Origin of the sequence: Sorangium sp. So ce185 (genome assembly GCF_051526825.1) — a bacterium.
Lineage (GTDB): Bacteria > Myxococcota_A > Polyangia > Polyangiales > Polyangiaceae > Sorangium > Sorangium cellulosum_D.
In genome coordinates, this window is record NZ_CP150316.1 from 10,500,689 (window position 1) to 10,517,873 (window position 17,185).

Annotated in this window: 6 protein-coding genes and 1 pseudogene; 5 read left to right on the top strand and 2 right to left on the bottom strand. The window is 77.1% G+C overall.

The genetic code is table 11. From position 1 onward, the window contains the following. Positions 1-220: 220 nt before the first annotated feature. Positions 221-12,379 (bottom strand): tetratricopeptide repeat protein, encoded by a 12,159-nt coding sequence (locus WMF26_RS38570; protein WP_437996788.1) that lies wholly within the window; start codon positions 12,377-12,379, stop codon positions 221-223. A gap of 616 nt (positions 12,380-12,995) precedes the next feature. On the opposite strand from WMF26_RS38570, the gene WMF26_RS38575 reads away from it, so the two are divergent. The 5 genes and pseudogenes from WMF26_RS38575 (at position 12,996) to WMF26_RS38595 (ending at position 16,283) form a co-directional block, all read left to right on the top strand. Beyond that, positions 12,996-13,679 (top strand): hypothetical protein, encoded by a 684-nt coding sequence (locus WMF26_RS38575; protein WP_061624576.1) that lies wholly within the window; start codon positions 12,996-12,998, stop codon positions 13,677-13,679. A 544-nt stretch (positions 13,680-14,223) separates the two neighbouring features. Next, the gene (locus WMF26_RS38580) at positions 14,224-14,763 is read left to right on the top strand and encodes a hypothetical protein (RefSeq protein ID WP_437996789.1); all 540 of its coding nucleotides are present in this window, start codon (positions 14,224-14,226) and stop codon (positions 14,761-14,763) included. Between the two features lie 45 nt (positions 14,764-14,808). Beyond that, positions 14,809-15,219: a hypothetical protein gene (locus WMF26_RS38585; protein WP_437996790.1), complete on the top strand. Its 411-nt coding sequence runs from the start codon at positions 14,809-14,811 to the stop codon at positions 15,217-15,219. Between the two features lie 41 nt (positions 15,220-15,260). Beyond that, positions 15,261-15,503: pseudogene (locus WMF26_RS38590) on the top strand (NAD-dependent epimerase/dehydratase family protein); the annotation flags it as partial. Between the two features lie 72 nt (positions 15,504-15,575). After that, complete coding sequence (locus WMF26_RS38595; protein ID WP_438002478.1) at positions 15,576-16,283, top strand: aspartate/glutamate racemase family protein; 708 nt, start codon at positions 15,576-15,578, stop codon at positions 16,281-16,283. A 31-nt stretch (positions 16,284-16,314) separates the two neighbouring features. Here WMF26_RS38595 and WMF26_RS38600 read toward each other — a convergent pair whose 3' ends face one another. After that, positions 16,315-16,791 (bottom strand): N-acetyltransferase family protein, encoded by a 477-nt coding sequence (locus WMF26_RS38600; protein WP_437996791.1) that lies wholly within the window; start codon positions 16,789-16,791, stop codon positions 16,315-16,317. Between the last annotated feature and the right edge of the window lie 394 nt (positions 16,792-17,185).

The window sequence follows — 17,185 nt, forward strand, 5'->3', positions numbered from 1 at the left end:
GCGGACCCCTGAAAGGCCGCGCCGGAGCGGCGCGCCAGCGGGGGAACGCGCCGCCGGGAGGGCCCGCGGCGCGGCGCCGCCGCGGGCCGGAGAGGCACCCCAAAGCCGCAAAATACCGCTGGAATCGGGCGCGCCGGCGCCCACGGCGCGCCGCCTCGGGCGGCCGCGAGGGCGGCCGCCGCGACCGGGGCATACCTGACGAGACGCGCGGGAGGGGGGTTTAGCCGGCGCGCAGCTCGTCGAGGAGCGCCCGGGCCGCCTCGAGCGACCCGTCCTCGGAGACGGACTTGTCGAGCATCAGGCGCGCTTTGCGGCGATCGCCGGCGGCGAGCGCCATCGCGCCGAGGTGGTAATAGGCGAGCGCGCGCGCGGCGAGCGTGGTGCCGCCCTCGCCGGGCTCGGGGGCAATCTTCATCAGGGTGACCGCGCGGTAAGCGCGCGCGGCGATGTCCTGCTCCCCCAGCCCGAGCGCGCTCTCGCCGAGCGCCATGGCGAGCTCGCCGTTCTGAGGGTCGTTCTCGAGCGCCCTCGAGAGCGCCGTGAGCGATTCGCGCGGATTCCCCTCGGCGTCCTCGATCCGCGCGAGGCGGTGGTAGACGGCGCCGAGGAGCCGCGAGCGGCGCCCCTTGCTGGCGACGATGAGCTCCGAGGTGACCGCGCGCGCCTCCTTGGGGCTGCCCGCGGCCGTCAGCGCGTCCACGAGCAGGAGGGCGACCTCCTGATCCTCCGGGCGGAGGGAGCGCGCCTCCCGGAGCACCGGGGCCGCCTGCGCCGCGTCGCCGACCTCGAGGAGCAGGCGGCCGGCCTTGACGAGGAGCGCGAAGCGGCCGGCCACGTCGGAGGCGGCCGCGGCCTCCTCCAGCGTGATGGCGGCGAGCTCGCGGCTCGCGCCGATCTCGGCGTAGAGCGCGCGCAGGCGCTCGCGGATCTCGGCGTTGCCGGGCGCGGCGCGGCGCGCGCGCTCGAGCCCGCCGCGGGCGTCGCTCAGGTGGCCGGCGCGCGCGCAGGCGCCGGCCAGGCGGAGCGCGGTCGCGACGAGGGCGTCGCCCTCCTCGAGCGCGATGAGCCGGCGGTAGACGGCGCTCGCGGCGTCCCACCGCTCGGCCGATTCTTCGAGGCCGGCGAGCGCCTTGAGCGCCGCGCGATCCTTGGAGTCGGCGTGGAGCAGGTCGCCGAGGTGGGCGCGCGCGCGCTCGAGATCGCCCGAGCGCGCGAGGATCTCGGCGAGGCGCAGCCGGAGCGCGCGGGGCGAGGCGGCCCCCGCGGCGTCGGGCGCGGGCTCGGACGGCGCGGGCTCGGCCTCGGCGGGCCGCGCCGCCGCGCGCGCGAGCGCCCGCTCGAGCTCGGCGACGAGCTCGCGCGCGTACTCGGCGCCGCCGAGCGCGTAGGCGCGCTCGAGATCGGCGAGCGCGCGGTCGCCCTGCCCGAGCGCTCCGTGGACCTCGGCCCGCGCGCGGTAGAGCCACGGGTCGTCCGGGCTCGCCTCGAGCGTCGCCGTGAGCGCGCGGGCCGCGCGGGCGTGGTCGGAGGACGCGCCGCACGCGTCGATGAGCGCGAGCAGGACGTCGCGGTCGCCGGGGGCGACGCCGAGGGCGCGCTCGAGGAGCTCGGCCGCGGCCGCGGCGTCGCCCGCGCGGTCGCGGAGGATCTCGGCGGCGCGGCAGAGCGACGCGACGCGCGCCTCGTCGGCGCCGGCGACGCGCGCCGTCAGGACGTGCAGCTCGGCGAGCGCGTGCCAGGCCTCGCGGGCCGCGTAGCGCGACGCGAGCTCCTCGCGGAGCCGGTCGCTCGCGGGGCAGACCGCGTAGCCGGCCTTGAGGGCGGCCTCGGCGGCGGCGTCGTCGCCGCGCGCGCCGTGCAGCTCCGAGAGCTCCAGCGCGATCTGCGCCGCCTCGTCGCCCTGCTCGATGCGCAGGAGCTTCTCGAGCGCGTCGACGAGATCGTCCGCGCTGTCGCGCTTGCGGCTGAGGCGCACGAGGGCGCGCAGGACGTCGCGGTTCGTGGCGTCCCAGTCGACGGCCCCGAGGTAGACGTCGCGCGCGCCGCGCTCGTCGCCGCGCTGCTCGAGGAGGGCGCCGAGGCGCATCGAGATCGACGCGATCGAGGCCACGTCCGCGCGGTCCTTCGCGGCGTCGAGCTGCAGCGCGAAGAGCTCGCCGAGCTCCTCGGTGCGGCCGGCCTCCTCGAGCATGGTGGCGAGGAGGATGGCGGCCTCCACCTGGGTCGGGTCCTCGTCGAGGATGTCGCGGAGCAGGAGCGCCGCCTGCGCCGGCGACTCCTGCGCGAGGAGGCGCGCGCGCTCCAGGCGCAGCGCGCAGCGCTCGGAGAGGTCGTCGACGAGGGGGACGGTCTCCTCGAGCAGCGTCGAGAGGCGCGCGGCGTCGCCGCTCCGGCGGTACACGCCGGCGAGGGGCATCCAGATCTCGCGCTCGGCGGGCTCGCGGGCGCGGAGCTCCTCGTAGAGGCGCGCGGCGCGGGCGAGGTCGTCGAGCGGGCCGGCGGCGAGCTCCGCGGCGTGCAGGAGCAGCGCGCGCTCGTCCTCGGGCGCCGAGGCGCGCGCGGCGCGCTCGCAGAGCCACGCGGCGGCCGCGAGATCGCCGGCCTCCTCGCGGAGCTCGGCCAGGGCGACGAGCGCCCAGGCGGTGCCGGGCGGGTCGGACGAGGGCGCCGCGCCGGCGCCGACGATGCGCAGCAGGATCGACTCGGCCAGCTCGCGGTCGCCGAGCGCGCGGGCGGTGCGGACCGCCTCTTCGAGGACGCCCGGGCCCTCGATCTCGGCGAGCAAGAGCAGCGCGTCCACGAGGGCGCGCGGGCGCCCGCTCTGCCGGGCGAGGCGCTCGAAGAGGCGGATCGCGCGCGGGTTCCTCGGATCCGCGCGGAGCGCGTCGCGCAGGATCGCCTCGGCCCGGTCCGGATCGGCGGAGAGCTCGAGCGCCTCCTCGAGGAGGGAGATCGCCGGATCGACCTCGGCCGGGTCCGAGGCGAGCAGCGCGGCCAGGCGGTACCGCGGCTCGGCGCGATCCGGGCGGCCCGCAGGGGCCGCGTGCGCGCCCTCGGCGCGCGCGTCGTCGGGATGCGCGTCGTCGGCGCGCGCGTCGTCGGCGCGCGCGATGCGCTTGCGGAGGACGTCGGCCTGCGCCAGGCGGTCGCCGAGGCGGTCGTAGATGGCCTCCAGGGAGCGCCACAGCTGCTCGAGGTCGGCGCCCGCCTCGCGCCCGGCCGAGGGCGCGCCGGCCGCGATCTTCGCCTCGGCGCGGCGGTAGACGGCCGCGGCGCGATCGAGGCCGTCCGGCGCGAGCTCGAGGGCGCGGGCGAAGCGGAGCAGGAGCGCGACCTCGTACGGCTCGGAGGCCGCCCGCGCGCAGAGCCGCTCGACGAGCTCGAGGTACCGGTGCGTCTGGCCGAGCCGGCGCGCGAGCTCGAGGGCGGCGTCGTGGGCGGGGCCGGCGCCCGGCGCGAGATCCAGGGCGCGCAGGCGGGCCGCGAGCGCTGGCTCCGGGCGATCGAGCGGGCCCTCGTAGAGCGACGCGAGCTCGCCGAGCGCGGCGGCGGCGTCCTCGGCGGGCTCGAGGGCCGGGCCGGCGAGCCGCGCCTCGAGCGCGCGGGCGAGCAGGTCGTGGCGCCCGCGGGCGCGCAGCGCGGCGAGGAGCTTCTCGTGCTCGGCGTCGCTCTCGCGCGCCGCCTCGAAGGCGGACTCGACGTACTCGACCTCGCGATCGGGCGCGCCCTGCCGCCGCGCGATCTCGCCGAGCGCGAGGAGGACCTCCGCCCGGCTGAACGAGGTCGACGTCGGCAGGGCCACGCTGGAGCGCGTCGGCGGCATCGTGCTGCGCCGCGCGCCGGCGAACCCCTCGCCGCCCTCGTCGCGGGGCCGGCGCGCGACGAGCAGCAGCGCGCGGTAGGCGCGGTGCGCGCGCTCGAGCTGGCCGTCCTCGAGGGCGAGGCCGGCGAGGCCGTGGAGCGCGTCGGGGTGCGCGGGATCGACGCGCAGCGCGAGGTCGAACTCGGCCATCGCGCGGGCGCGGTCGCCCGCGGCGAGCGCGACGCGGGCGAGCTCGTAGTGGACGAACGCGCGCTCCTTCGGGCGGCGGCTGCCGAAGTCGGCGACGATCGCGCGCAGGGCCGCGGTCGCGTCGTCGGTCCTGCCCGCTGCGGAGAGGGCGCGGCTCCGCGCGAGGCGCAGCGAGAGGTCGTCGGGGGCGAGGACGATGGCCTCGTCGAACAGCGGGATCGCGGCGGCGGGCGCGCTCGCGCGCGCGAGGTAGAGATCCGCGGCCTCGCGGAGGAGCGAGAGCCGGGCCTGCGCCTCGTCGGCGCGCGCGGCGTCGCCGGCGATGAGCTCGGCCAGCGCGCCCCACGCGCCCGACGCGCGGTAGAGGTACGCGAGCCGCTCGCGGAGCGGCGCGGGCTGGGCGGCGCGGGGCACCGCGCGCTCGAGGGAGGCGCGGGCGCGGTCGGGCTCGCCGGCGGCGAGGTACGCGTCCGCGAGGCGCAGCGCGGCCTGGTGCAGCTCCTCGGGCGGCGCGCCCGCGCAGAGCCGCTCGAGCGCCTCGGCGGCCGCCGCGTGCTCGCCGCGGCGCGCGAGCAGCCGGGCGAGGGCGTCGAGCGCCTCGACCGAGCCGATCTCCGCGGCGCGGCCGTAGCTCGCGATCGCGCGCTCGGGCTCGTTGAGCTCGTGCTCGGCGAGGGACGCCGCCTGGAGCCAGAGCTCGGCCGCCGCCGGCCCGACGCCCTCCGCCTCGCGCGCGGACGCCTGCTCCTCGCGGAGCAGCATGAGCTCGCGGTGCAGCCCGCCCGCCTCGAGCAGCGCGGCGAGCTTGTCGATCGACGCGGCGTGCCCCGGGCGCTCGGCGAGGTTCTTGCGGAGCAGCGCGATCGCGTCGGCGGCGCGCGGGGTCTCCGCGAGGAGCTCCGCGGCGTCGTACCGGAGCGCGACGCGGCGCTCGGCGTCACCCGAGACCTCGATCTGCCGCTCGCGCAGGCGCACGAGCTCCTCGTGCCGGGAGGCCCTCCGGAGGAGCGCCGCGAGGCTCTCGCCGACCGGCTCGTCCGCCGGATCGTCGCCGAAGAGCCCGCTGTAGAGGGCGATCGCCTCCTCGGGCTCCGCCGCCTCGGCCGCGATCCGCAGGAGCCGGCGCTGCTCGCCCGACGCGAGCGGGAGCGCGGCGCCGCGCCGGCACAGCGCGACGATCTGCGGCCTTTCGCCGGCGTCCGCGAGCATGGCGACGAGCGCGTCGATCGCCCAGAGCGCGGCGCGCGACGGGGGCCACGCGCCGGGGACCGGCGGCTGCCCCTCCTCGTCGCCGAGGCGCCGCACGGCGATCTCGAGGAGCTCCGCGGCGATGTCGCGGGCCCGGGCGGCGTCGCCCGCGCCGCGCGCGGTCTCGACGGCCTCGCGGTAGAGGGCGAGGTCGTGCCCGGTCGCCGCCGCGAGCCGGAGCAGGGTCGGGACGAGCGAGGGGCCGCGCCGGTGCCGCAGGAGCTCCGCGAGATCGAGCAGGATGGCGCTGTTCGTGGGGTCGTGGAGGAGCGCCCGCTCGAACGCGCGCTCGGCCGCGTCGGCGTCGGCGCGCGCGTCGCGGTGCCAGCGGCCGACGCGGAAGGTGAGGTCGCGGAGCGTGGCAGGCGGCACGTCGCCGCGGCGCTCGAGCTCGGGGAGCGCGTCGGCGATCGTGTGCCAGCGGCCCGCGAGATCGGCGAGCCGCAGGAGGCCCTCGGGCTGCCCTTCGCCGGGGGACAGGAGGAACGCGCGGAAGGCGAGCTCGAAGGCGCCCTCCCGGTCGCCCCCGCGCTCCTCGAGCAGCGCCGCGGAGGCCTTCAGGATGGCGACCCGCTCGGCGTCCGTCTCGGCCGCGGCGAGCCGCGGCTCGAGCAGCGCGACCTCGGCGCGCCAGTCGTCCGCGGCGGCGCAGATCTCGAGCAGCGCGCCCACCGCCGCGACCAGCGCGCCGCGGTGCTCGGCCGACGCCGGCTCGATGCGGCGGAGCAGCTCTTCGAGCCCCGCGCGCGCCGTGGCCGACCCGCGCGCGGCCCCCTCGCCGCCCTCGCCGCCCGCGGCCCGCTCGGCCTCGTGCGCGCGGCGGTAGCCCTCGACGGCGCGCTCCCACGCGAGCGTGCGATCGCGGTGCGTGTCGCCGAGGCGCCGGAAGAGCTCCGCGCTGCGCGCCGCGCCGGCCCCGCCGGGGAGCGCGCGGGCCGCGGACGCCTCGACCTCGAGCAGCGCGACGAGGTCGGCCCAGCGCTCGGCGCGCGTGTAGAGCGCGGCGAGCGCGTCCCCGCTCTCGGGATCGGGCGCGAGCTCCTCGCGGATGCGGCGCCAGGTGGTGATCGCCTGCTCGGCGTCGCCGAGCTCGCGCTCGAAGAGCCGCGCGACCCGCCCGAGATCGCGCCGGCCGCCAGCGCCGCCGCGCACCGCCGCGCGGCGCTCCAGCACGGCCGTGAGCTCCCGGTAGCGCCCGCCCTCCTCGAGGATGGCGGCGAGCCCGTCGAGCGCCTCGAGGTCCTGCCGGTCGTCGGTGAGGCGCGCCGAGTACGCGGCGATCGCCCGCGCCTCGTCGCGGAGCCGCGACGCGGCGAGCCGCGCGAGCTCGCCGAGGGCCTCGCGCCGCGCCGCCGGGTCGGCCTCGAGCGCGGCCAGCGTGTCGAGCACGTCGCACCGCTCGGCGACGCGGTCGCCCTCGGCGAAGAGCCGGTCGAGCGCGCGCGCGGCGTCGCGCGCCGCCGCGGCGTCGCCGTGGCGCTCGGCCAGCGAGAAGAGCCGGCGGAAGAGCGCGATCGCGCCGTCCGCGTCGCCGAGCCGGTCGCGACGGAGGAGCGCGGCGTCGCGGACGAGCGCGAGCGCCTGCTGCGGGCCTTCGGCGCGCGGCTCGGCGGCGGCGAGGACCTCGGCGAGCCGGTCGTGCCGGCCGAGCCGCTCGGCGAGCTCCGCGAGCTCGGCGCGATCGCCGGGGTCCGACGGCCTGAGCTCGATGAGCTCGGCGAGCCGCGCGAACGCGCCCGGCTCGTCGCCGAGGGCGTCGCGGCGGAGCCGCACGATCCCGCGCAGGAGCGCCGGGCGGTCGTCCACGTCGGCGCCCTCGAGCTGGACCTCCAGCGCGCGCACGAGGTCCTCCGGCCGCCCCTCCTCGCGGTAATGCCGCGCGAGCAGGACCGCCGACCGCTGCCGCGCCGCGCGCGCGGCGAGCGCGCCCGCCTCGCCGGCGGGCGCCTGCTCGGGCGGGATCGCCGCGAGGATGCGCTCGAGCAGCGCGAAGGCGGCGCGGGGCGCGCCGGGCGCGCGGGACGAGAGCCACGCGTCGAGGAGCTGCTCGATCGCGGGGAGCGCCGACGCGGCGTCGCCGACCCCCTCGATCCAGAGGAGCGCGATGCGCTCGCGGAGCCGCTCCGCGGCCTCGCCGGAGAGCCTCGGCAGCTCGGCCGTCAGGAGATCGATGAGCGGCCGGTGCCTGCCGTGCCGCTCGTAGAGCCGCTCGAGCGCGGCGCGGGTGCGCGCGTCGTCCTGGAGCGGCAGGAGCTGCTCGAGGTAGCGCATCGTGCGCTCGCCGTCGCCCGCGAGGTCGCGCGCCACGGCCGCGGCGTCCTCCAGGAGGAAGATGCGCTCGTCGGGCGCCGAGGTGCGCTCGAGCATCGCGTCGTAGAGCGCGAAGAGGTCCTCCCAGCGCTCGGCCGCGTTGTAGGCGAGCTTCAGCCGCTCGAAGCCCCACAGCGAGCCCGGCACGAGCTCCACGAGCCGGCGGAGCAGCGCGAGGGCGGCCTCCGGCGCGTCGAACCACTCCTCGTGGTGCTCGACGGCCCGCCGGCCGATCTCCTCGACGACGTCGGGCGGGAGCGCCGCGCCCGCGTCGCTAAGCGCCGCGGCGTGCGCGGCCGCGACGCGCTCGGGCTGCTTCGCCCGGCGGCCGAGCTCCTCGAGCCGATCCCAGAGGTCGAGCTCGCCGGGCAGCTCGGAGACCGCGCGCAGGGCGACCTCGAGGCCCCGCGCCGCGTCGCCCTCGTGGAGATCGAGCAGGCGCTCGAACCAGCCGCGGCGGACGGCGGCGCGCTGCGCGGACGCGAGGCTGCCCCCGTCGAGCGCGCCGCGCGGCGCGCCCGGCGCGGCGCTCGCCTCGGACGGCGGGCGCGGCGCGGGCGCGCTCGCGAGCAGCGTCTCGAGCAGCGCGACGCGCGCCTCCGGGTCGTCGAGCGCGTCGCACGCCCGCTCGAGCAAGAGCGCGGCGCGCGCCTGCGTCTCGGGCCGCCCCAGCGCGCGCTCCGCGATCTCGAGCACCGCGGGCTCGATGGTCCCGGCCTCGATCGCGGGCGCGACCGCGTCGAGCGCCTCCGCCGGCCGATCCAGCCGATCGAGCAGGAGCGTCGCGAGCTCGACGTCGAGCGCCACGCGCGCGCTGCCCTCGCTGCGATCGCGGCGCATCGCGAGCACCTCCGCCGCGCCCTCGTCGTCGCCGAGCTCGGCGAGGAGGCGCCCCCGCGCCGCGAGCGCGTCGTCGTTCTCGGGATCCGCCTCGAGCAGCCGGGCGTAGAGCGCCGCGGCCGCCGCGCGCTCGCCGATCTCCTCCTCCCACGCGGCCCACGCGGCGAGCGCCCTCCGGCGCTCGTCCTCGCGCGCGCGCTCCACGAGGAGCGTGAAGAGCCAGCGCCGGTCCACGCGGCGCGCGAGCGTGTCCGGGCTCTGCGCGAGGAAGGCGCGGAACGCCTCCAGCGCGGCGGGGTCGAGCGCGCCCTGCGCGGCGTCGCCGCCCTCGGGCGGCGAGAGCAGCCGCCGGTAGACGGACGCGGCCTCGTCCTGCCGGTCGGGATCGGCGGCGAGCACCCGCGCGAGCGCGGCGTCGATCGCGCGGCGCCGCGCCGCGGCGGGCTTGCCGGCGGGCGCGCTCCGCTCCCCCTCGCTCCCCTCCCCCTCGCCGCTCATGCGATCGCGGAGGTCGAGCGCGGCGTCGACGAAGCGCGCCGTCGCGCGCGCCCGGATCGCCGCGTCCTCGAGGGCCGCGAGCGCGGCGAGCGCCTCGTCGTCGCCCTCCGCGGTGTCGAGCAGGACCTCGCAGACGGCCGCGAGCCGATCCCAGGCCCCCTGCCCGCGGTAGAGCGCGGCGAGGCGGCCGGCGGCGTCGCGGTGCTTCGGCGCGACGGAGAGCACGCGCTCGTAGAGCTTCTGCGCCCGCTCCGGATCCGCGAGCGGCCCCTCGGCGAGCGCGGCGGCGCGCAGCCAGGCCGCCACCGCGGCGTCGAGATCGCCCGGGGCGGCGTCCGCGCCGGACGCGCCGCCGATCCCGAACGCCGCGAGCTCGCCGAGCCGCTCCAGCCAGAGCGCCTCGTCCTGCGGATCGCCCGAGGCGGCGACCCGCCGCTCGAGCACCTCGCGGAGCAGCGCCGCGTCGCCGGCGGACAGCGCGAGCGCCTCCATCGCGGAGAGCGCCGCGTCGGAGAGCGCCGCGCCGCCCGACAGGATCGCGCGGTAGTGCGCGACCGCGCTCGGCACCTTCCCGCCCTTCGCCGCCGCCTCGGCCATGCGCAGCTCGCGCCCGACGCGCTCGTCGGGCGGGGCGCTCGGGAGCCGCTCGGCCAGCGCGTCGTAGAGCGCGTCCCACGCGCCGCCCGCCGCGTACGTCTCCAGGAGCGCCTCGTACGCCGCGTCGTCGCCCGGGTCGTCCTCGATCGCCGCGCGGTACGTCTCGGCCGCCCCGGCGAGGTCGCCGACGTCGCGGCGCTGGATCGTGCCGATCGCGTGCAGGAGCTCGCGCCGCCGCGCGGGCGTGCACGGCTGCGCGAGCGCCTCGCGGTAGAGGGCGAGCCGCTCCTCGGGGCTGCCCTGCTCGCGCAGGAGCGCGTCCACGCGGGCGATGAGCTCGCGCGACGACGGCTCGAAGGCGAGCGCCCGCCGGTAGAGCGCGAGCGCCTGCGTCACGTCGCCGCTCGCGAGCAGCGCCTCGCCCGCCCGCCGCGCGAGGTGCGACAGCGGCGCGCTGTCGACCGCGCGATCCCCGAGCGCGCCGGCGAGCGTCGGCGCGCGCCGCGCGGACTCGCTGCCGTGCTCGGTCAGCCGCTCGACCTCGGCGACCCACCGGGCGATGCGCTCGGGCGCGGACGCGGTCGCGATCGAGAGCCCGCGCGCCGAAAGGTCGAGCGCCTTCTTCGGATCCCGGAGCTCGCGCTCCGCGACCGCGGCCGCCTCCTCGAGCGCCGCGAGCCGGCCCGACACGTCGGCCGGCGCCGGCGCGGCCGCGCCCGGGGCCCACGCGACGGGCGCGATCTCCGCCCGGGTCTCGAGCACGCGCACGAGGAGCTGCGCCGCGCCCTCCCCGCGCGCGATCGGCTCCAGCACCGCGCACGCCGCGAGCCGCTGATCGTCGGTCAGGACGAGGTGGGCGCTCTGCCGCGAGGGGGCGGGCTCCGCGCCGCCGGCGCCGCTCGCCGGGGGCGGGCCGAGCATCTTCTCGACCGCGATCCGGCTCGGCCGATCCGTCGGATCGAGCGCGAGCGCCTCGCGGTACGCGGCGATCGCGCCGGCCGGATCGTCGAGCCGCGCCATGCGGATCGCGCCGATGCGGGCGAGGACCGAGGCGCGCTCCTGCCCCGCCGCGAGCTCGGCCTCGGCCTCGAGGAGCGCCTCGAGCTCGGCCCAGCGCCGCTCCTGCTCGAGGAGCGGGATGAGCCGCGCGTGCGCCTCGCGCGACGGCCCGAACGCCGCGAGGTAGCGGCGCCAGGCGGCGATGGCGGCCGGCAGGTCGGCGAGCCGGGTGCGCAGCTCGGCCGCCCGGAAGGCGAGGTCCCGCGCCGCGCGGCGGTTCGGCTCGGCCTCGGCGCGCCGCTCGAGGACCCACGCGAGCCCCTCGTGCGCGGCCGTGGCCTCGTACAGCCGCTCGAGCGCGGCGAGGGCGCGCGCCTCGCGCGAGGAGCCCGGCTCCGCGAGCTTGCGGTAGGCCGCGATCGCGCCCGCCGGGTCGTTGAGCTCCTCCTCGTAGAGGCGCGCGAGCCGCTCCGCCGCGGCCTCGCGCGCCTCGGCCTCGGTCTCGGCCTCGGCGAGCCGCTCGAGCGCGCCGGCGAGCCCGCGCGCGTCGCGCTCGCGCTCGCAGAGCTTCGCGAGCCCGCGGGCCGCGCGCCGCACGGCCGCGGCGTCGGGCTCGCCGTCGAGCGCCTGCTGGAACGCCGCGCGCGCCTTCCGGCCGTCCCCGAGGCCCTCGTACAGCTCGCCGAGCTCGGCGGCGATGTGCGCCCGGAGCGGCTTGTCCTTGGCGCCGGACGCGGCGCGCACGAGCACGCGCGCCGCGTCGGCCCGGCGGTCGAGCACCGACGCGAGCTGGAGGAAGCGGTCGCGCACGGCCTCGTCCGAGGGGTCGACCGCGAGGATCTGCTCCGACAGCGAGAACGCCGCCGCGAGGTCGCCGAGCCGCTGGAACTGCAGCTCGACGAGCCGCTTCTGCACCTCGACGCGGCGCGGCCCGCGGAGGTTCTCGATCTGGAGGGCCATCATCCGCGCCGCTTCCTGCGGCCGCCCGCGGCGCGCGTGGGCGGCCTCGAGCGCCGCGGCGGCGCGCACGACGGCGGTCTTGCGCCCGAGCAGGGCCTCCGCGGCGCGGTAGGCGGCCTCGTGGCTCGGGTTCAGCGCGAGCACCTCCTCGACGTGCGGCAGGGCCCGCTCAATCTCCTTGAGCGGGCCGCTGTAGAGGTCGATGAGCCGCGCGCGGATCTCGAGCGCGTCGGCCGGGGGCGGCTCCGTGGTGAGCGCCGGCTCGAGCATCCTCGCGATCTCCTGGAGCCGCCCGGCGCGCGCGTAGCGCTCCTCGAGCGCCCAGCGCGCCGAGGCGTCGCCGGGGTCGATCCGGAGGATCTGCTGGAGCAGCTTGACCGCGCGCTCCTCCTCTTTCCCGCTGACCTCGACGAGCGCGAAGGCGCGGCGGAGCAGCGCGAGCTGCTCGGCGCGCTCCGGGCGGTAGCCCGCGGCGAGGGCGTAGAGGTCCGCGAGCTTCGGTGGCTCGTTCGCCTCGACGAGGATGCGCTCGAGGCGCAGGAAGGCCTCCTGGTGCGAGGGCAGGACGGAGAGAGCGCGCTCGAGGTAGGGGCGAGCGCCGCCGGGGTCGCCGAAGAAATCGGCGAGGAACTCGGCGGCGTGGACGAGGACCTCGGCCTGGGCGGCCTGCGGGAGCATCCCGAAGCGCCGCTCGCTGGCGAAGCGCTCGTACGCGAACGCGAGCTCGGAGAACCGGTCGTGGCGCGCAGCGGACTCGTGGAGCTTCGCCCACAGCTCGGGGTGCGGGCTCCCCTTCGCCGCGGCGGCCACGAGCACGTCGAGCGCGGCCGCTTCGTTGTCGATCCCCTGCTCGAGCGCGGCTTCGAGGTTGTCGATGCGGAGAGAGACGCGCGCGCCCTTCGTGTCCTGCTGCATGTTGGATCCGGACCTCGGCTGGCGATGGGGCAGCAGGCCGGCGTGCCGGCTGCCCTCGAACCTGCGCCCGCAGTGCGCTGCGGAGCGTCGCCCAAGGTAACAGGAGCGTTTCCCAAATGGGCTCAGCGATCGGGGGCCCGGCGCGGCCGGGGCGGGCTCGGCCGCCGGGGCGGCGCTGCGCGGCGCGCGGCGACGGCGGAGGAGAATGGCCCGGGCAGAGGCGCTGAGATGCGGTGAGGCGGGTGGCGTCGCCCGCGCCCGACGCCGGCGGGCGCCGCGGGCCAGGCGCCTGCGCGCCAGCCCCTCGTCGGCGCGGCCTGAAGCGCGCCGCCAGCGGGCGCGCTCGGGGTGGTGCGCTGTCCGCTCACCGGCGCTCGGGTAGGCGCATCGCCTCCGTCTCGCCACGTCGGGCGCCGGCGCGGCCCGGGCGAACGGCGATGCCGCCCGCCGCCCAGCGTTGCTGGTTGCGTCGGTGTCGCCCGCCCGACTCCCTCCTTCGACAGCCTCTCACCCTCGTGGCCGGGCAATCGCTGTCTGCGATCCCGGACAGCCGCCGATCGCCGGGCGGCGAGTTGTGATAGTGCTCGTCCTTCCCGGGGGGGAGAAAGACAGCGCAATGTCGGAGTCGAAGCTCGCCGCGCCGCAGATGGTCATCGATAGCCGGATGCTCTACTCGAGCTGGATACCCGCCGATCCGGACGCCGCTGCGGCGCTCTTGCCGAGCGGCCTCACGCCGGCCGAGAACAGGGCCATCTACATGAATCAGTACGTGGTCGACAAGCCGGAGCAGACGTCCGGCTTCGGAGCGTATTCGCTCACCTACCTGGGGCTCGACCTCGCGGGTCACACCACGCCGGACGGCGCGAGCCCGGCCCGCTTCTTCACGCATTACTTCAACTCGTCCGACGCGGTGCGCCGGTATGTGAGCGAGCGCGGCGTGCCGGCGTCGCCCGGGTCGACCACGCTGGAGCTGCACGGCAAGGAGCTCGTGGCGACGACCTCGGTGGACGGCGTGCCCATCATCCGGACGCGGGCGCACGTCGGCAACAAGATCGGCGTGGTCGCGCGCGGCCACCTCACCTACGTGACGAAGATCGGAGATCGCCTCTTCGCCGGCAACTACCCCTACATCGCGGACATGGCCGACCCGTACGAGCTCCTGTCGGTCGAGTTCCTCGCGAAGGATCACCCGGTGTATGCGCTCCGGCCCGGGAGCCCGATCCAGGTGGTGAAGAGCGCCTCGTGGTACTCGCCCCGCGACTCGTTCGTGTATCCGGGCGGCGAGCGCGAGCTCGTCTGACGGCCGGCGCCCCCGGGCCTCTCCCGGGGCCCGGAGCGCGCCCCCCGGCGTCTCCCTCTCCCTGTCCACGGGTCTCCACGGGCCTGCCGTCTCCGTGGAACCAGGGACGAACTCGGGCGACGCGCCGCTCGGCCGCGTCCGGTACAGCGATCCAGAAGAAAAGCGCCAAGGACGCCAGGAGAGCCCAGAAGTTCTCTTCTTGGCGTCCTTGGCGCCTCGGCGGTTCATCTTCTTCTCCTCCGGGCCCCAGGGCGCCGTCCGCGGTGATCGGAGGCTCTCCAGCGGGCGAGGAGCCCTGTGCCCATCCTGCCCGCCCGGCCAGCGCGGCGCGGAGGACAGCGCTGGAGGGTGGAGCTCATGGGATATCGTCAGAGCGGCCGAGCAGGAAGGCGGGAAGCTCGGAAGACGAATGAATCCCTTGGCCGCCCCGCCCCGCCGCGCCGGGCGCGCGCGGTCCCATCGTGCACAACGAGGCCGCCGGTACGTGGGTTGCTCCCGAGCCCCACCGCGGCCGAGGCGGCCGCTCGTACAAGGGAGAGAACGAATGAACCGACTGATTCGATTCGGAGCACTCTCGGCCTTCCTGTCGCTCGTCCTCTGGGGCGGCAAGGACGTGGTGGCCGCTCCGATACCCGCCGATGTGAGCAGCAAGCACCTCAAGGACCTCACGACCGCCGACGTCGAGTCCACGTGCCAGTCGCTCGCGCCGAGCCTCGAGCTCTCCAAGCAGGATACCTGCGAGTTCGTCGGCATGCTGTGGTCCACGGTCGGGCAGGCGTGCGAGGCGGTGATGCAGAAATGCATGTCCGAGACCCAGCAGCCGCGGGCGGACGAGGCCGCGGCCCCCCCGGCGCCCCCGGCGAGCTGCCTGCCGCCGGCCGAAGCGCGCACGGGCTGCACCGCGACCGTGGCCGAGTACCAGGCGTGTCTGCTCGCGCACGTCGCGAAGGTCCGGGCGCTCACGTGCGCTTCCCCGGTGAGCGCACTGGAGACGACCATCCCGGAGTGCGATCTCATCGTGCAGAAGTGCCCGGATATCGACGGCTCCGACGAGGGAGACGGCCAGGGCGCCGCTCAGCCCTGATGCCATCGCGCGGAACGCCTCGCGGGCCGCCGCGCGGCCCCTGATGTGCCGACGGACCAGACGCCGCAGACCCTGAAATCCGGCGGCGTCGACGCCGTCGTCGCCTGGCAGCCCAACAGCGGACTGGCGCGGCGCGAGCTGCCGGGCTCGACCGCGCTCTTCACCAGCGCGGACGTGCTGGGCATCCTCTACGACGTCCTCGCCGTGAGCCCGAAGAGCGTCGCCGAGCGGCGCGCCGACTGGGGCAGGGTCGTGCGGGCATGGGACCGCATCGCCCGGTTCATCAAGGACGAAAGGAACCTCGATCGGGCTCGGGGACGCGCCGAAGATCGTGGCCCGACCCAGGTTCGACGCGCACGCGGCTTCGGCGCGCCCACCAATCCAGGGTGGCCTTCAGCCGTCGAGATGGACCGGCCCGGGCAGGGCGCGGTACCTCGGTCGAGTATACTGCCATGATGCGCTCTCCTGATCTCGAGCGCTGGGAGGCTCTCCTGGAGATGAAAGGCAAGGTCGCCCTCGTCACAGGCGCGAACGGGTTCGTTGGACACTACGTCGTGAAGCGCCTGTTCGAGGAGGCCCTGCGGGTCCGCGCCCTGGTGCGGCGGCCCGACGCGCGCGCGGAGCTCGAGAGCATGGGCGCCGAGACGGTGCTCGGCGAGATGACGGAGCAGCGCGCCCGGGAGGAGGCGGTGCGCGGTGCGCAGGTCGTGGTGCATTGCGCCGCGTCGCTCTCGTCGGATCTGCACGAGGCCCGGCGGACGGGCGCGCTGATGCCCGAGCTCATCTTCTGGTACGCTCCGGGCACGCTCGTCATGACCCAGCACATCGGTATCGTCGGCTGCTCCTCCGAGGGCGCGGCGCTCTGCTATCGGACCCTCTGCGCGGAAGGCGCAGCGCTCCTCGGCCCGCACGCTCACCCCGAGGTCTCGATGCACACGCCCTCGCTCGCCGAGTACATGAAGCACATCGACCGCGGCGACTGGGAGGGCGTAGGGGAGCTGATGCTCGCCTCGGCGAACAAGCTCGCGAGCATCGGCGCCGACTTCCTGATCTGCCCGGACAACACCATCCACCAGGCGCTGCGTTACGTCGAGCCGCGGTCGCCGCTGCCCTGGCTGCACATCGCCGAGGTCGTCGCGGAACAGGCCGCCCTGCGCGGGCTCCGGCGCGTCGGTTTGACCGGGACTCGCTGGCTCGTCGAGAGCGAGATCTATCCGGAGAAGCTCGCGGCGCTCGGGCTCGAGTGGGTGCGCCCGAGCGCCGCCGAGCGCGAGGAGATGAGCCGCATCATCATGGAGGAGCTGGTGTACGGCGTCTTCAGGCCCGAGGCGATCGCTTGCTTTCAGCGGATCATCGGGCGGATGAGCGCGGAGGGCTGCGACGCCGTCGTGCTCGGCTGCACCGAGATCCCGCTCATCATGAGCGACGCGAACTCCCCGCTGCCGACGCTCGACTCCACACGACTGCTCGCGCGGGCAGCGCTGCGCCGGGCGGCGGACGGCGCGGCCGCGCCGGCGTGAGTCGGCTCCCTCGGTCGCGAGCAGCGGCGCGTCAGCCCGACAGGTCGAGCTCGAAGAGCGGGAGCAGCCGGCCAGGGATGCTGGCCGAGCGCCGCTCGCCCACGCGCCGCGCGCCGCAGGCCTCGTAGAACCGCGCCGCATTCGGGTCGCTCTGGATCACGAGGACGCGATACCCGCGCCGCCGCGCTTCCTCACGCGCGTGCGACAGGAGCGCGCGACCGAGGCTGCGTCCGATCTCCGCCGGCTCGACGAAGAGGTGGCCCAGCTCCACCGCGGTGGAGCTCAGGGCCTCGAGCGTGTAGAACCCGAGCGGATCGTCTCCGCGCGCGAGGACGAAGGTCGGATGCTGCGCGATGTACGCCGGCGAGATCGAGAGCTCCGCGCGGCACGCCTCGAGGAACTCGGGCGAGTAGCCCCAGTGCGCCTTGGAGCGGCGGGCGAGCGCGCCGAGGAGCTCGGCGTCCTCGGGGCGAGCGGCTCGGATGATGGGGCTGTCATGGTCGTCCATGCACGGCAAGATGGCAGAATCTAACGCAAAGGCGGGTGCGCCGGCGGGACGACGAGAGCTTCCTCCTCGGCGGCTCTTCCTGCGCGCCGCCCAGCAGGCGAACCGTGGAGGAGACAGCGATGCGACGCTGGCGCACGTGAGGCGAGGCCTCGGCTCATTCACGCCGAGTGCCTCCACGCCCTCGGCGAGCACGCCGCTGCCGCCTCCGCCCTCGACGAGGCCCACCGCCGCCTGCTCGCGCAGGCCGCGCTCATCGACGATCCCGAGCTGCGGCGGAGCTTCCTGGAGGGCGTGCCCGAGCACGCGCGAACCCTCGCCCTCGCCCGCGACGGCCTGGGGTCAGGCCGTTAGAGCGCCTTTTCGCGGGCGACGGAGCACGCGAAGCAGACCCGCC